This window comes from Carboxydocella thermautotrophica, assembly GCA_003054495.1.
In the GTDB taxonomy this organism is placed as follows: Bacteria; Bacillota.
This window is the reverse complement of the sequence record CP028514.1, coordinates 751601-767994: the sequence shown is the minus strand read 5'-3', so window position 1 is coordinate 767994 and position 16394 is coordinate 751601. Positions and strand designations below refer to the sequence as shown.

Below are 16394 nucleotides of genomic sequence, written 5' to 3'. Positions count from 1 at the left end.
CACCCTTTACTGTACGCGCCCCCGGCTTTCCCTTCCCGCTGGGGGCGATATTTTATGAGGAAGCGAAGCGTGAGTCTGATTCTCCTGTTTCTGCTCGGGCTAATAGCCGCAGTGCCGGCCTGGGCAGCTGCCCAGCCTGGTGTCAGGTGGCTGGATCCCTTAACTTCCGAATTGGTGAAGGTAAAAATCAATCCCGCCCAGCCGGGACAATTGCTGATTCAGGGTCAGAACTTGCCTGCCGGACAGGTACTGGTGGAAATCCGTCGCGGCGATGACCGCGCCGCCTATTACTTCCCGGTTCGTAACGGTGCTATCAATGGTTCCTTCTGGTTGCGCTTTGGCAGCGGCCAGTATTACCTGACCGTTTATCTCCCGGCCGGTGCTAATTTCCTCTACCAGATCGAGGCTGAAGCACGTCTGGAAGCTATCGACTTGCCGGACCGACGTTATCTCCTGCCTGGCAGTGGCGTGGAAAGCGACCATCCCGTTGTGCGTAAACTGGCTCAGGATCTGGCTGGCAAAAACGCTGGCGCCAGACAAAAAGCCTATAATATCTACCGCTGGGTCACCAGAAACATCGCCTATGATGCTGCTCGCCTCAGCAGCCAGCAACTTTACGGTCCCGGTTCCGGTGCCCTGGCCACTCTGGCCAGCCGCAAGGGCCTCTGTCTGGACTACGCCAACCTGACGGTAGCTCTCCTGCGCGCTGCCAGCCTGCCTGCCCGAGTCGTGGTTGGACAAGCCTATGACCGCATCTGGTACGAACACGCCTGGGCCGAAGTCCTGCTGGACGGCAAATGGCAACCCCTGGACCCTACCTGGGATGCCGGTTACCTGGCGGGCAACCGATTTATCCCTCGTGCCCAAACCCTCTACTTCTCCATGTCCTACAGCCAGTTCTACCGCTACCACCGGGCGGAAGAATACCGATAAACTGCAAAAGCGGTACCTCGCCTTACGGCCTGGTACCGCTTTTTCCCTTATGACATCAATCTGGCCAGCAATGCTGCCAGTTCAGCTCTTGTCGTCACTCCTGCCGGAGCCAGTTTATCTTTTTTCCGTCCTTTCAGGATGCCGGCTTCCACCAGTTTGTTCACTGCTCCCTGCGCCCAGGTGGCTACCTGCTGCCGGTCGCTGTAGCTCTCCAGCTTACCGCCATTTCCGCCCTTGATTTTGCTCCCATAAGCCCGTTCCAGGATCACTGCCAGCTCCTGCCGGGTTAACTTATCCCCTGGCCGAAACTTGCCCTGATACCCCTGCATCAGTCCGGCTTTAGCTGCTGCTGCCACATAGGACGCATACCAGGCTGAGCTTTGTACATCGCTAAAGGTGGCAGCGGTATTATCCTCAACTTCTACTCCTGTAGCCTCCACCAGCATTTTAGCCGCTTCTGCCCGGGTAACCGGCCGCTCTGGCCGGAAGTATCCCTGCTCATCTCCATCGATTACGGCCAACCCGGCGATTTTTTCGATCTCCCCTCTGGCCCAGTGTTTAGCAGTATCGGGGAAACTGTTTTTCACAGCTACTACTCCATATAAACCGCCCCTTTTAACAACTGCTGTGATCGTCCCCCTGGTAGTATCAGCGCTCTGTTGCCGCACTTTCAGTTTTTGCCCATTGCCTTTAAATTCGAAAACATAAACATTTTTCCAATTCTTGACTTTATTCTGATCTAGCTTCAAACTAATTTTGAATGCTTGTGGCGGCTTGAAGGACAGAACCAGATCATAAACCGGACTTAACAATTCTCCCCTAACGATAAAAGGAGGCTCTTCATAGGTCTTAACATACAGCAAGGCATTGGCCGGCAAGCTGGCATTGCCGAAATCCACTGCCAGGCGCCCCTGGTCTGCACTTACTGCTGCCCCGTTAGTCGGCAGGGAAAACTCCTCCACCCGGGAAGGAGCCAGCGGCCTGCCCGGCCGGATACTGACCGGCGCTTTAAACAGTGCCTCAGCTACTGCCTGGTGCCCGGCATCGGAGAGATGAGCATTATTATAGTCCTGATAAATGGGATCCTTTCCTTTGCCAAGATATTTGGCCACCCCCAGCTCCTGCAGGGACTTGAACACATCCACAATCACCACAGGAGGCATATAGGGGTCACTGTTGACCTGTTTCACGGCATCAGCAATAAAACCATTCAGGTAAGGAATCAACAAATCAAAGGCTTCATACTTTTTCTCTGCCGGGTCGGTAGCTCTCACCCCTGGAACTTTTTCTCCGGGTGCCGGGTTGTAGAAGTTGAGCAGATAGATGGTAGTGTCCTTACCGGTATTAATAGACCTTATTAATTGCACCGCAGTAATCAAGTTCTCTTTCAACTCATTCCCGGCCTGCCGGTAATTGTGGGGATTGCGTCTCACTGCCTGCATGAAATCATGGGCGCCAAACCAGATGGTAATCACCCTGGCCTTTTTGATCGCTTCCCGATTGGCCGGATCGGTAACAAACCGGAGCAGATCCCTGCTGGTAGCCTGTTCTTCTGCGATCAGGGTCAATTCCTTGACGCCCCGCCTGTCTTTTATTTGCTCGTAAAATCTCTGGACATAACTTTTAGAGCTGCCTACACCCAGGGCCAGCGAATCCCCCAGGGCCACATAGCCCACACCAGCCTTGTCTTCAGCTGCCCCTGCCTGCCGCGCAGGAAAAAATTCCGTCAACAGCAAGAATAGGACGCAAATGACGGAAATTATTTTTTTATGCAAACTTTTCAGCCCCTTTCTGCAGAATATTCTATACAATAAATTTCTTTTTCTATATTTGTTTTGATTTTCCTGCTCTGGTTAAGCAAATATTTTTAGTCATATTTCGACAAAAACCTGCAACTTGCGTTTTTTTCATGCCTGGCTGTCCACCGTTAATGGTACAATCATTGAGCTGATAATTCGTTCTTCTGCTGCCAGAACCAGCACTTTTAGCACCAATACCGTCAAGTCCGGATACGCTGTAGCATCCAGCGTCCAACTTACCGGACCCGTGCCATTCGGGTATCTGATTCCCAGCCGCTGATCATTTACCAGCAGCTCTGCCCGGCTAACCGGATCACCGAATCGCACCTTGACTTCTTTTTTCCCCCAAATTCTCGTCCCCGGAATGGGACTGAGCCACAGGATCTCCACCCCTTTTTGCACCTTTACCGCCGGACTTATAGCCCGTCTGCCCCCTGGTGTGTAGGCAATAGCTTTAAGAATATGGCTTCCCGCCCTTTTCTCCTTAAGTGATAAGGCAAACCGGTATGGTTGAGTGCCACCAGCTATACTGCTAATAAGTTCTTCGTCCCAAAACATCTCGACCCGTTCTATTCCTTCCTGGTCACTGGCTTGCACAAAAACATCGACAGTATCTCCGCCCAGTACACTGCCAGCTGCCGGGGCATAAATTTGCACTACTGGATTGCGCACCTTAACCTGAACACTGCCTGTTCCAGTCATACCTGTAGCAGTAATACCGATAATTTTCAGGGTATGCACTGATAATCCACTTTGACTGACCTCACCGCTGTCCCAGCTAAATTCCACTTCATTAGCTGTCACTCGGGCCTCTTCCCGCTTAATGCCATCTACATAAAATTCCGCCCCTTCGATCACTGCATTAGGTGAAAACACAGCCCGTACCCGCACCTGATGCCTGGCTACTGTTCCCGCCGGTGGCTCAAGGATAGTTACCGTTGGTACAACCTTTACTATTTGCCTCAGTTCTCCCAGGTTACCCATACCATCAAGCGCATATACCGTTAACTGGTGTTCACCCACAGGCACTTTCCGAGTATCCCAGGCATAACGGTAAGGTGCTGTCGTCCATTTGGCCACTGGTATCTGGTCAATCAACAGCTGTACTTCTTTTATTCTACTGGGATCAAAGGCCAGAATTTCCAGGTTTACTTCACCGCTAACAGGTTCACCAGGCGGCAAGCCCATAAGGTAAAGCTGAGGTGGCGTATTGTCAGGTTGTGTTTGCGGCAAAACTAACCCCCCGGTAGGCAACCCATAACCATACCAGGAGTCCCGTCCTTTCGGCCCCAGATCAATTACTCCTTCCCCCAGCCGCCGCCTGAGCTCTGGGGCTGTTAACTGAGGTAGAGCAGATTTCAGCAGAGCTGCCAGCCCGGTAATATGCGGCGTAGCCATGGAGGTACCGCTCATTGTCCTATATCCTCCCCAGAGATTGGTGCTGAGTATTTCCACCCCGGGGGCAGCCAGTTCTACCTGGGGTCCGGTACTGGAAAAAGCCGCTCGTTGCCATTGTCGGTCAATAGCCGCCACAGCAATCACTTCTGGATATTTAGCCGGGAACAGTACCGTATCCCCGCTCCCCTCTTCATTGCCGGAATTGCCTGCTGCCGCCACCAGCAATATTCCAGCATTAGCCGCCTTTTTCACCGCTGCCCGCAGTAAGGCATTATCCTGATTTCCACCTAAACTCAGGTTAATTATATCAAGCTTGTTTTTTACCGCCCATTCTAGCCCGGCAGCTATATCGCTGTACCAGCCATTACCGGCGCTGTTCAGTGCTTTAATAGCAAACAGCTCAACACCCGGTGCTACGCCCACCACACCCTGATCATTGTCCTGTGCTGCAATTATTCCAGCTACATGGGTACCGTGGCCATTGTCATCCTGAAAGGAATTGCCCACAAAGGTTATTCCACCAGCAACTCGCAGGTCCGGATGATTTAAGTCAATGCCAGTGTCCAGTATACCCACTCGTACCCCTTCTCCACGGATACCGGACTGGGTTGCGCCCTTGGACCCTTTGATGACCGACACTCCCCAGGGTACCTGTTGCTCCTGTGTGGTAGCCAACCCGTCCTCAAATATTTCCACTAATCCATCCTCTCCCCGTATGCTGTTAGCTTCTTCAGAACTTAATGCCACCACCAGATACGGTAGGGTCTCATAAGTATGAATTATTTTCCCCGCCAACGAACGATTCAGAAGTTTAGCCTTTTTCCGCCAACCCCTATGCTTCAGCCTGATAATATAGCGCTTAATTTCTTCCATTTTGGTTAGCCTCCCAGTTTTTCCTTTACTCCAGTATATTCTGCTGTCGCTAAATTTGTTTTGATAATCAAAAGACCTCCGGCCCGCTATTCCTGCGGACCGGAGGTCCTTTCCCTTTTAACTACATCAACCCGGCTTTCACCAGCAATCGTTGCAACACCAGAGCCGTTTCCGCCCGGCTGGCCTTGTTCCCACCATTAAACCGTCCTTTCTCATCCCCGGCAAACAGCTCCAGTTTCACCGCTGCGGCCACATCCTCCTGCGCCCAGGTGCTGATCTGCTGCCAGTCCTGCAATTTGGCCAGCTCCGCCTTTGTTTCCGGCTTTACCTCGGTACCGGCCAGCTTCATAGCTCTCACCAGGATCACCGCCATCTCCTCCCGGCTTACCGGTTGTAAAGGCCGGAAACGCCCATCTTGATAACCTACCAGCAAACCGGCCGCCGTCGCTTCAGCCACTGCCCTGGCATACCAGGCCTGAGCCGGTACATCAGAAAAAGCTTTAGCCGAACCAGTCTGCTGTTCGGACAAACCCAGGGCCCGCACCAGCATGGCTGCCAGCTCCGCCCTGGTCACCTTGCCCGCAGGATTGAACCGTTTCGCATCGATCCCTTTAATGATCATCCTGCCGGCCAGCTGTTCCACCTCTTTCCTGGCCCAGTGCTGGTTCAGATCAGCAAAAGTCCGCCGGGGAACCGCAACAACTGCATAAGTGCTGTTGCTGCGCCTTTTTATCACTACTGCTACTTTACCGTTCTCTCTGGTCACCAGGGTGGGGACCGGGGCAAAACTGCCATCGGCATTTAATACTACCCCTACCAGATTTTCCTGCCCTGTGCCAGCATAATACAGGGTACGGCTGACATAGCGGTTAAATTGCCTGACTTCCTGCTTTTGCCCGTCATTAATCACTTCTACCTTGAATTCTACCGGTGTAACGGCCAGTTCCAGTCCAGCTGCTGCCATTGCCTGCCGCCACTGCTTCTCTTCCTCAGCCTTGATTTTACTGATGGTCAGTACCAGCCCGCCATTGGCCTTCTGCCCCTCCAGGGCCTGTAGAGGCAGAGTGTAGCCGGCGCTCTCCGTTTGGATTTCGAGGGTTACTGCTTTTTCCTCCATTATTTTAAATACTGGGGATGGTATGGTTATGCGGTTTTCCGCGGCTGTCCCACTTATAGTAAGATTAACCTCTCCCCGAACAGCAACCTGGCTGAGAGCAGCTGCGGCTCTGGCTTCATCCAGGACTGTCTCCTGCACCTGACGGCCATGCTCCTCCCGGACCTGGCTACTGGCACTGTTCCCCAGGTCAACGGCACTAGCAGGCGCAGGGCTGCTGCTGCCACCGCCTCCGCTGCCTCCTCCGCCTGTTATTTGAGGCTGTTTGTATTCATATTCGGTTTCATAGGGCGCATCATTACCTTCACCGCCCAGCCTGATTTTATACAAACCTTTAACCGGGCGGCTGACCGGTCCCTGAAAACTGAAGGCTCCCCGGGCGCCGGTTAAACCCTGATCAATATATACCGGTTTCCCTTCCGGGTCAAAAATCAAGAGGGTTACCATTTTTCCAGCCAGGTCGCCAAAATTTCCGGTAATGACAAACCTGCTGTCTGAGTGCCGGAAACTGACGCTAACATTGCTGAATCCCGCTGCTGCCCGGGCCGGGTTAATTCCCGACCCGAACAGCATAAACAACAGGGCTAATATTATTATTGGATATTTTCTCACCGGGCCCCATTCCTTTCCGCTGCAGTGATAAAAAATTCCTTGCTTAATGGCGTCGCTTTAGTTTCAGCCAGATTCATGCCATCCCAGATAAAGACTTTAACTTTGTAGCCATTAACATTACTGGGCAGGTTAAAACCGGCATGCAAATGTTCAATAGTTCCAGCTTCAATGAATTTGGAGACATAAGCGAAATTCTCCATCTGGTTATGCTGGTTATACAGGGCAACGATGACCATTACTTGCTGCCCTTGTGCCTGACAATTTCTCACTTCCACCTCTGCATCCAGACTTTTCCCGTCTACCAGGAAATCAGCCCGCTCACCATTATACAGGAATTGGACCTTGATGCTAAAAGGATTTTCTGCCCAGACAAATTTAATAGTATAAACCTTTTCTGTGCCATCTTCCGCCGTTACCGTAATCAGGGCTAGCGAATTGCCGGGCGCTGGTTTCTGGATCTCCACCCTGGCCAGCTCGTCCTGAGCAAAGGCTTCTACCGTGGGCAACTCCGCGCCATAGGGCAACGTCACCGTGTATTCGGTCTTATTCGGCTCGAAATCTGCCAGCGGCTGGCCGTTAATCAAAATCCTGGCCAGATCGGCATTATTACCCGGCAATATGGTAAATTCCCTGTTCTGCGTCAGGGTTTGCGATGGGCTCACTCCCAGATAAAGCTCAGCCCTGTAAGTTTGTCCGGTCTGGAAAACGGGACTGAGCCAGTGGCTGATTTCCCGATAGTGGAGATAATCCTTTTTATGCACCAGCTGCTTGCCTTGTTGATCGTAGATGTTCAGAATGGGCGCAATCAGGAAGTGATTTTTCTTCTGGATTACATTCAATCCGGACTGTTTATGGAAATCCATAAACAGATAGTCGCCTTGCTTATCCTTCACCAGCACCTGGCCCTGGCGGTAAATCTCATAGTAATCAGAGTAAGCCCAGATATTGGTTAAGCGATTACCATGAGAATCAGCAATCTTTACCGTTCCCGTCAGCGTATCTCCGCGGCGGAACTCATCTTTTAGCTCAAACTCCATGTGCATTTCGTCGTCAAATTCGAGCGTGGCTGCACCGTCAACGGTTCTGGCGACATCTTCTCCCAGGACATAGAACCAGTGTTCTTCATTCTCCTGTTTATTGAGCAAGTACTGGAACCGGTATTGGCCGGGAGAAACTTTAAATTGCCGTGCAGCCCCGGGATCAATTAAGTATCCGAATAGGCCGCCTGCCTGATTCAGTACAATCAGGGAATCATCGTCATTTTCCACGCTGAGCGTTACAGCATTTGCCAGAGAAAATTCCATCTGGCCCCCTGCATCCGCCGGCACCGTCTGATTCGCAGCAGTCAAATAGGCCAGAGTTTGCTGGTTTTGTTCATCCCAGACATAGAGGGCGAAATCGTAGCTGCCCGGGGTCAGGCGCACACTTTCCTGATCATTGATGTCGGTCAACCAGGTCTCCCACAGCACCTTCCCTCTGGCATCTTTCAACCTGGCAATGGCAGAGGCATAGCCATTAAAGTCCTCTGGCAAATCTGCCCTAAACTGAACCTTTGTAGTCTTAGAAAGATCAACTTTTAGAACATGATCTACGGTTTCTGCTTTCTTGAATTCAAACCAGGCCAATGCCCGTTCTTCTGCTTCGGTATTTTGCACCAGCAGATAATACTGCCGGTCTTCCGCGAGCAATCCGCCGGGGATGGCGACCATGCCGTTTTCATCGCCATAATCAGCATAAATTGGAAAAGAAGATTCCTGGTCAGGTGTTACTTCGAAAATCATCAGGAACGGATTTCGGGCCGGTGTTTGGCCATCCACATCGGTTACCTGAACGGTGATTTCGCCCAGGGTATCTTTCCCATCTTCATGTGCCACCTGGAACCCAGTTTCAGCCTGCTGATCTTTTACCAAAGGCCCGCCGTTCAGGGTATATCTGGCTGTATATTTGCCTTCTGCCAGGTTTTCCGTGGCAATGAAAAAGTTGCTCCAATAGGCTTCGGCTTTGGCATTGACTACTTCATTGCCTTCCTGATCATAAATCTTCATTTCCGGCCAGACGAAGCCGCTTTCTTCTTCCTCCTGCAGACCCTTTGCCGACAGGTTCACAAATTTCGGTTTACCCTTTTCACCTTTCAACAACATTTGTACTGTACCGTCCGGTTCTGTTTCCCCTTTTTCCCGGTAAACTTCCCATAAACGCTGGCCAGCTTGAGTTTGGGTCAACACCTGGCCAACAACTTCCTGCGTCTGCATATAGGGATCAGGTTCAAAAACCTGTAACGTAGTTGACCATTCTCCTCCCAGGTCTATTTCCTGGACTTGGCCGGCCGTAACTGTGAGTGGTTGCATTAGTGATGTAAAATAAAACCAGTTCATTTTGGTTTCATCCGTAGTTTCATTAAGAAAGGCAGGGAAATAATCGCGGGCTGTTACCAGGGCTTCCACATCCTTGGTCAAAGGCAATCCGATTCCGACTCCGTCCAGAAAAGCCGTTACCTGCAGCTTATCCGGCGTGGTATCGCTCAAACGCACAATCCCGGCTTTTTCCAGATCGAAATTTACAGTTTTTATGTCCTGCATTCCGTTCAGGCTAATATTCTCGGTTTGCAACATCATAATCTGATGGTCTGAAGGATCGGTTTCCAGAGCCTGGAACCGGTATAACCCTTTATCCACATATGCCATTAATTCGCCATTGGCATCAGTTTTGCCCAGCGGCAAGGAGAAGCCGTAATAGTTAAAATCATTTTCTATCATGTCTATCATGATTTCAGCAGCAGCTACCGGCTGATTCTGGCGATCTTCCAGCTTGACCTTAACCTGCTGTAAGCCTGTACCATAGAAAGTAATTTTCCCGGGTTGGCTCACTGTTTTGCGGTATAAAAAGGGCGTAGAGTCCGGCAGATACGGGTCACTCAAAACATATAAGTCATACTTGTTGCCGTCTACCGCATCTGCTGCCGGTATAGTTAACTGGCCAAAATGGTCGGTAATGCCAAAATAGGCAATGTCTAAAGGCCAGCCATCATGCCATCCCTGTTCGTCCCAGTAGCCTTTGTGCATCAGGATTACCCAGGCCCGATCAGCCGGTTTCCCTTCCGGATCAAAAACCTGAACCTGTATCCCGTTTTGGGGCTCTCGTTTAACCTGAAAAGATAATTCTTCTGTTGCTACTGTTTCCTGGCCCTCAACTAATTCCGCCTTGATCAGATAATCGCCGTCAGGTAAAGGAATGGTCTCACCGGTATTGGTCAGCACTTTATCAATATCCAGCTCGGTCAGATAAACAAATTTGTCTTCCTGTACTTCCTGATCCGGCAGAGAAATTTCCGTGTTATCAGGCCCGATTAAGGTTAATTTCAAAGTCTGCCCGGAGCGTGGCTGGTTCAGTTCTACTTTAACGTCTGTCTTACCCCAGATCAACTGGCCTGGCCGCGGATTGTGGATTTGGACCCTGGTTATTTTATTCTCCAGATTGTTTAATGCTTTCTGGATATCCAGCAGGCCATAACCATATTTATCATCAAAGCCCGGGGCCCCCAGGTCTTCGGCATTGGCCAGGAGAATAGCGGCTATTTCCTGCTGTTTTAAATCTGGTTTAACGGCTTTGAGCAATGCCGCAGCTCCGGCCACATGGGGAGCAGCCATGGAAGTACCGGATGCGTAGAGATAGGATGCGCCCTGATCTTTGATAAACTTTTCCTGGAAGTACTTATCATCCTTATAATAATCATAGACAAATTCCGGAATAGAGCTGAGAATTTCCACACCAGGCGCTACCAGATCCAATTTGCGCCCCCAGTTAGAAAAGTATGCTTTTTCCTTGTTCTCATCGATTGCGCCTACTGCCAGTACCCCCGGCAAACTGGCCGGAGTAAAGTATTCTACATTATCATCGCTGTTGCCGGCAGCAGCTACAATTAGAGCCCCCTTGTTTTGGGCATATGCTACTGCCTCAGCCAGGGTCCGGCTGTAGACCTTGCCACCCAGGCTCATGTTGATTACCGCTGCTCCCCGGTCAGCGGCATAGCGAATACCTTCGGCAATATCAAATACACTGCCGGAACCCCAGGCGTTCAGCACCTTTACCGGCAAAATGCGGATATTGGCCGGCCCGCTTACCCCGCTAATACCCCGGCCATTAATAGCCGCAGCGATAATCCCGGCCACATGGGTACCGTGGCCTTCGTCATCCATGGCATCATCGTCATTGTTAACTAGATCCCGGTCATACTCGGTGTCCACTCGATCTTTGAGATCAGGGTGAGTATAGTCCACCCCGGTATCCACCACTGCCACCGTTACTTCCGGAGCAGTAGGATAGATAAGGTTCCAGCTTTCCGGAGCCTTGACTGCTGGTAATCCCCACTGTAATTCCTGCAAAGGTTCTGCCGGTTGTACATCTGCCTTCTGAAGAATATAGTTTGGTTCTACATACTCGATGTCGGCTGCTGCCATCATGTCCTGCAGTTTTCTGGTATCCTGTCCCGGCCTGGCCTTGACCAGCAACCGGTCACCCTTTTCCTTCAGGACAGTGATGCTGGCTTTTTGCAGGTTAGCCTTGACTTTCTTGCCTGCCTGCTTGTTACGCAGCTTGACGATATACTCGCCTGGGGTAGATTGTATCTGACCCATGTTTTTTCCTGGTACCGTGCCAGCTGCCGCCGGCATGACCTGGCTCAATAACAGGATGAAAACTAGCATTAAGCTGAGCAGCCTTTGTTTCATTTACCCCTCACCCTTTCATGATTTTGGTAATACACGTAAATATAGTAACATAAGGTAAGGGGATTTTTTTGTCGAAGTATACTTGAGTTAAGCAAATATTTTTGTCAAATTTTGTCTAAAAAAGACCGCTGGCCCCTTTTTTCTGTGGACCAGCTTCTTTTTAATTTTGAACCTAAAAATAAATTAGCGGACCCTGCTATCTGTTTAGCAAGGTCCGCCTAGCTTTTCAAACTCAAGATATCATATTTATTCTTTCTTCTCCCTTATGGCCTTTGCCAGTTCTATGCATTTCTGAAATATTGCTGTGTTATCTTTAGGATTTTCCAGCCGTTCAATCAATTTTTTCGCAGCTGAACCAGTAAAGACTGGTGCTGGCTTCATGGAAACTGCCATCATCTCCACCTCCACTTCCCCCTCAGTTTCTTTTTGCTTTGGACTATCATCCATAATTATATACCTTCTTTCTTGAAAAGACCCCCGGTCCGCTACTCCTGCGGACCGGAGGTCTTTTTCCGTTTCAGTAACCCATAGGCCAGACTGTCCACTAAAGCCTGCCAGCTGGCTTCGATAATATTTTCCGATACCCCCACTGTATTCCAGCTGTCATGGCCATCGGTGGTTTCAATCAACACCCGTACATTTGCTTCTGTGCCTGCCTTTTCATTCAGAACCCGTACCTTGTAGTCACTCAATTGCATCTCCCGGATGGCGGGGTATACCCCCTCCAGGGCCTTGCGCAGGCAGCGGTCCAGGGCATTCACCGGGCCATTGCCTTCCGCAGCGGTATGAATAATTTCGTCCCCTACTTGCAATTTGATCACTGCCTCCGAGTGGAAGCGCTCCCCTTCCCGCTTCTCATTGATCACCCGAAAGGCCACCAGATTAAAGGGATACTGGTAGTTCTCAAAAGCCCGGCGCAACATCAGTTCCAGAGTGCCCTCCGCTCCTTCAAACTGGAAGCCCTGATGTTCCAGTTCCTTGATCTCCTGCAGGATGGCTCTGGCTTCGGCACTGATGTTGTCCAGGTCCAGCCCCAGTTCCTCTGCTTTATAGACGATATTACTGGCCCCGCTCAGTTCGGAGACCAGGACGCGGCGCTCATTGCCCACCAGCTCCGGGTTCAGGTGTTCATAGGTGCCCGGGTTTTTCAGGATGGCACTGACATGGATACCACCCTTGTGGGCAAAGGCGCTTTTGCCTACAAAGGGTAAATTGTTGGGATGGTGCAGGTTAGCCAGCTCGCTGACATAGCGGGACAGCTCGGTCAGATGGGCCAGCTGCTCCCGGGGAATGGTCTCCGCAGCCATCTTGAAAGTGAGATTGGGCAGGATGGAGCAGAGATTGGCATTGCCGCAGCGCTCCCCGAACCCGTTAATGGTGCCCTGCACCATGGTAGCGCCTCCCTGGACCGCCGCCAGGGAGTTGGCCACCGCCAGTTCGCCATCATTGTGGCAGTGGATGCCCAGGGGCAGGGCAAATTCCTGCCCGATCTGGCGGGTAATTTCCTGCACTTCCCAGGGCAGGGAACCGCCATTGGTATCACAGAGAACCAGCCAGCTGGCTCCGCCGTCCCGGGCTGCTGCCAGCACTGCCCGGGCATAGTCAGGATTGGCCTTGTAACCATCGAAGAAATGCTCGGCATCGAAGATTACCTGCCGGCCCTGCTGCACCAGATAGGCAATGGTTTCCCGGATAATGCGCAGGTTTTCATCCAGGGTGGTATTGAGGGCCTCGGTGACATGCAGGTCCCAGCTCTTGCCGAATACAGTCACCCAGTAAGTGCCGGCCTCCAGCAAGGCCTGAATGATAACATCCGTTTCCGGCCGCTGGCCTACCCGGCAGGTGCTGGAAAAGGCTGTCAGGTGGGAACGGGCCCATTCCTGCTCCCGGGCCCGCTGGAAAAACTCCATGTCCTTGGGGTTGGAACCGGGCCAGCCCCCTTCCACCCAGTGAAAACCCATCTGCACCAGACGCCCGGCGATTTTCAGCTTGTCATCCACAGAAAAGGAGATGCCTTCCCCTTGGGTGCCGTCCCGTAAAGTGGTATCGTAGATTTTTACCGCCAAGGGTGTTCCTCCTTTCCTTAGCCTAAAATAGCGGCTACTTTTTCTGCCACCAGATCCCCCATGGCCCGACAGCCTACCAGTTTGGCTCCCTCCTCCCAGAGGTCAGCCGTCCGGTAGCCTTCAGCCAGCACTTCAGCCACTGCCTGTTCGATGGCCTTTGCTCCCTCTTCACAATCCAGGGAGAACTTCAACATCAGGGCCACGGAAAGGATGGTAGCCAGGGGGTTGGCCTTGTCCTGACCGGCGATATCGGGAGCTGAGCCGTGGCTGGGCTCATACAGGGCCACTTCGCCCCCCAGGGAAGCGGAAGGCAGCATGCCGATGGAACCAGCCAGAACCGAAGCCTGGTCGGTCAGGATATCCCCGAACATATTCTCGGTGACAATCACATCAAACTGTTTGGGCCAGCGCACCAGTTGCATGGCGCAGTTGTCCACATACATATGCTCCAGGGTGACATCGGGATAATCCTGAGCCACCCGTTCCGCCACCCGCCGCCAGAGGCGGGAGCTTTCCAGCACATTGGCCTTGTCTACAGAGGTGACCTTGCGGCGGCGCTTGCGGGCCAGCTCAAAGGCCAGGCGCACAATCCGCTCGATTTCCCCTTCCGTATAGACCAGAGTATCGATGGCCGTTTCCTGGCCGTCTTCCCGGCGGAAGGTTTTTTTCTCCCCGAAATAGAGGCCGCCGGTCAATTCCCGCACTGCCAGCAGGTCCAACCCCTCAATCAGCTCCGGCTTCAGCGGGGAAGCCTTGGCCAGCGGAGCAAAGAGAAAAGCAGGGCGCAGGTTGGCATACAGTCCCAGCTGCTTGCGCAGGGGCAGCAGTGCCCCTGCTTCCGGACGGAGATGGACCGGCAGGTTATCCCATTTTGGCCCCCCAACTGCCCCCAGCAGGATAGCGGTGCTGCGGCGGCAGAGATCCAGAGTGGCTTCCGGCAGCGGGGTGCCGGTGGCATCAATGGCCGCTCCTCCGATCAAACCTTCCTCAAACTCCAGTTCCAGCCTCAGGCGGCTGGCCACTACCTCCAGCACTTTCCGGCCCTGAGGCACGATTTCCTGGCCGATGCCATCCCCGGGCAAAAGGGCGATCAGTTTTGTCATCACCCTACGCCTCCTTCCCCAGCCGGCGGCGGGTATAGTTGATGAGGCCTCCAGCCTGGATCAGTTCCTGCATGAAAGGCGGATAGGGGGTAGCCTGGTAGGTAGTCCCGGTGGTGAGATTGGTGATCACCCCGGTATTCAAATCCACTTCTACCTCCTGGCCTTCCTCAATGGCCGCAGCCCCTTCCGGGCTTTCCAGGATAGGCAGGCCGATATTGAAAGCATTGCGGTAGAAAATGCGGGCATAGGACTGGGCGATCACACAGCTGACTCCCGCTGCCTTGATGGCAATGGGGGCATGTTCCCGGGAAGAACCGCAGCCGAAGTTTTTCCCGGCCACGATGATATCCCCGGCCTGCACCTTGCCCGGGAAGGTGGGGTCAGCATCCTCCATCACGTGTTTGGCCAGCTCCGCCGGTTCGGAAGTATTGAGATAGCGGGCAGGAATAATGGCATCAGTGTCGATGTCATGACCGAATTTCCAGGTGCGTCCACGCAGTTTCATCCTACAATACCTCCTCAGGTGCCACAATTTGCCCGGCGATGGCGGAAGCGGCAGCCACAGCCGGACTGGCCAGATAGACTTCACTTTCGGGGTGGCCCATACGGCCTACGAAGTTGCGGTTGGTGGTGGCCAGAGCCCGTTCCCCTTTGGCCAGAATACCCATATGGCCGCCCAGACAGGGACCACAGGTGGGGGTGCTGACAGCGCATTCCGCTTCAATAAAGGTCTTGATCAGCCCTTCCGCCATAGCCTGCTGGTAAATGGCCTGGGTGCCGGGGATAACGATACAGCGCACCCGGGGATGGACTTTCTTGCCTTCTAAAATGCGGGCGGCAATGCGCAGGTCCTCAATGCGGCCATTGGTACAGGAGCCGATTACCACCTGGTCGATTTCCACCGTGCCCACCTGGCTGATGGGGCGGGTATTTTCCGGCAGGTGGGGGAAGGCAACAGTAGGCTCTATGGCCGAGGCATCGATTTCGATGACCTTATAGTACTTGGCATCGGGGTCACTCTGGTAGACCCGCCAGGGCCGTTTAGCTCGACCTTCCACATATTCCAGGGTTTTCTGGTCGGGAGCGATAATGCCGTTTTTGGCCCCGGCTTCAATGGCCATATTGCACATGGTAAAACGGCCATCCATGGAGAGGTTCTCAATAGCCTCACCGGTGAATTCCATGGCCATATAGCGGGCACCATCCACCCCGATCAGGCCGATAGTATGCAGAATCAGGTCCTTGCCGCTGACCCAGGGCCGCAGTTGACCGTGGTAAACGAACTTGATGGTTTCCGGCACCCGGAACCAGATTTCCCCCAGGGCCATGGCCGCTGCCAGGTCGGTAGAACCGACCCCGGTGGAAAATGCCCCCAGGGCGCCATAGGTACAGGTATGGGAATCGGCCCCGATCACCACATCTCCGGGCCCTACCAGCCCCTGTTCCGGCAGAAGACAATGCTCAATCCCCATCCGTCCTACTTCAAAGTAATTGGTCAGGCCCTGCTCCCGGGCGAATTCCCGCACCAGTTTGGCCTGTTCCGCTGACTTGATATCCTTGTTGGGAGTGAAATGGTCGGGTACCAGAGCGATCCGCTCCGGGTCAAAAACCCGTTCCACCCCGATTTTCCTGAATTCCTTGATGGCTACGGGAGCGGTGATATCATTGCCTAATACCAGGTCCACCCTGACATTGATCAATTCCCCGGCCTGTACCTGCTCCCGGCCGGCATGGGCAGCCAGTATTTTCTCGGTAATCGTCATTGCCAT

Annotated in this window: 10 protein-coding genes; 1 reads left to right on the top strand and 9 read right to left on the bottom strand. The window is 52.7% G+C overall.

Translation table 11 applies throughout. The annotated features are described in order from the left end of the window. Positions 1-54 precede the first annotated feature (54 nt). On the top strand, positions 55-933 hold the full coding sequence (locus tag CTH_RS03750; protein ID WP_107753110.1) for a transglutaminase-like domain-containing protein: 879 nt from the start codon (positions 55-57) through the stop codon (positions 931-933). A 47-nt stretch (positions 934-980) separates the two neighbouring features. On the opposite strand, the gene CTH_RS03745 is transcribed toward CTH_RS03750, so the two are convergent. The 9 genes from CTH_RS03745 to leuC all read right to left on the bottom strand — a co-directional run bounded on the left by CTH_RS03745 (position 981) and on the right by leuC (position 16394). After that, the gene (locus CTH_RS03745) at positions 981-2708 is read right to left on the bottom strand and encodes an S-layer homology domain-containing protein (RefSeq protein ID WP_159073812.1); all 1728 of its coding nucleotides are present in this window, start codon (positions 2706-2708) and stop codon (positions 981-983) included. 132 nt (positions 2709-2840) lie between these two features. After that, positions 2841-5003 carry a S8 family serine peptidase gene (locus CTH_RS03740; protein ID WP_107753106.1) on the bottom strand — a complete coding sequence of 721 codons (2163 nt, stop codon included), beginning with the start codon at positions 5001-5003 and terminating at the stop codon, positions 2841-2843. Between the two features lie 121 nt (positions 5004-5124). Continuing rightward, positions 5125-6729 carry an S-layer homology domain-containing protein gene (locus CTH_RS03735; RefSeq protein WP_107753103.1) on the bottom strand — a complete coding sequence of 535 codons (1605 nt, stop codon included), beginning with the start codon at positions 6727-6729 and terminating at the stop codon, positions 5125-5127. Beyond that, positions 6726-11456, bottom strand: a complete 4731-nt coding sequence (locus tag CTH_RS03730) for a S8 family peptidase (protein ID WP_107753101.1) — start codon at positions 11454-11456, stop codon at positions 6726-6728. Before CTH_RS03730 ends, CTH_RS03735 begins: the two co-directional genes overlap by 4 nt. Positions 11457-11702: 246 nt before the next feature. Further along, on the bottom strand, positions 11703-11903 hold the full coding sequence (locus tag CTH_RS03725) for a hypothetical protein (RefSeq protein ID WP_078664221.1): 201 nt from the start codon (positions 11901-11903) through the stop codon (positions 11703-11705). Positions 11904-11941: 38 nt separating this feature from the next. Further along, on the bottom strand, positions 11942-13522 hold the full coding sequence (gene cimA / locus CTH_RS03720) for a citramalate synthase (RefSeq protein ID WP_242946587.1): 1581 nt from the start codon (positions 13520-13522) through the stop codon (positions 11942-11944). Between the two features lie 17 nt (positions 13523-13539). After that, positions 13540-14625: a 3-isopropylmalate dehydrogenase gene (leuB, locus tag CTH_RS03715; protein ID WP_079933311.1), complete on the bottom strand. Its 1086-nt coding sequence runs from the start codon at positions 14623-14625 to the stop codon at positions 13540-13542. Positions 14626-14629: 4 nt separating this feature from the next. Further along, positions 14630-15130 (bottom strand): 3-isopropylmalate dehydratase small subunit, encoded by a 501-nt coding sequence (gene leuD, locus CTH_RS03710; protein WP_107753099.1) that lies wholly within the window; start codon positions 15128-15130, stop codon positions 14630-14632. Between the two features lies 1 nt (position 15131). Continuing rightward, the gene (gene leuC / locus CTH_RS03705; protein WP_107753097.1) at positions 15132-16394 is read right to left on the bottom strand and encodes a 3-isopropylmalate dehydratase large subunit; all 1263 of its coding nucleotides are present in this window, start codon (positions 16392-16394) and stop codon (positions 15132-15134) included.

What these genes read in the sequence shown, in the direction of transcription:
- CTH_RS03750 (WP_107753110.1), top strand. Translation starts at nt 55, where the DNA reads ATGAGGAAGCGAAGCGTGAGTCTGATTCTCCTGTTTCTGCTCGGGCTA.
- CTH_RS03740 (WP_107753106.1), bottom strand. Translation starts at nt 5,003, where the DNA reads ATGGAAGAAATTAAGCGCTATATTATCAGGCTGAAGCATAGGGGTTGG.
- CTH_RS03730 (WP_107753101.1), bottom strand. Translation starts at nt 11,456, where the DNA reads ATGAAACAAAGGCTGCTCAGCTTAATGCTAGTTTTCATCCTGTTATTG.
- CTH_RS03725 (WP_078664221.1), bottom strand. Translation starts at nt 11,903, where the DNA reads ATGGATGATAGTCCAAAGCAAAAAGAAACTGAGGGGGAAGTGGAGGTG.
- leuB (WP_079933311.1), bottom strand. Translation starts at nt 14,625, where the DNA reads ATGACAAAACTGATCGCCCTTTTGCCCGGGGATGGCATCGGCCAGGAA.
- leuD (WP_107753099.1), bottom strand. Translation starts at nt 15,130, where the DNA reads ATGAAACTGCGTGGACGCACCTGGAAATTCGGTCATGACATCGACACT.
- leuC (WP_107753097.1), bottom strand. Translation starts at nt 16,394, where the DNA reads ATGGCAATGACGATTACCGAGAAAATACTGGCTGCCCATGCCGGCCGG.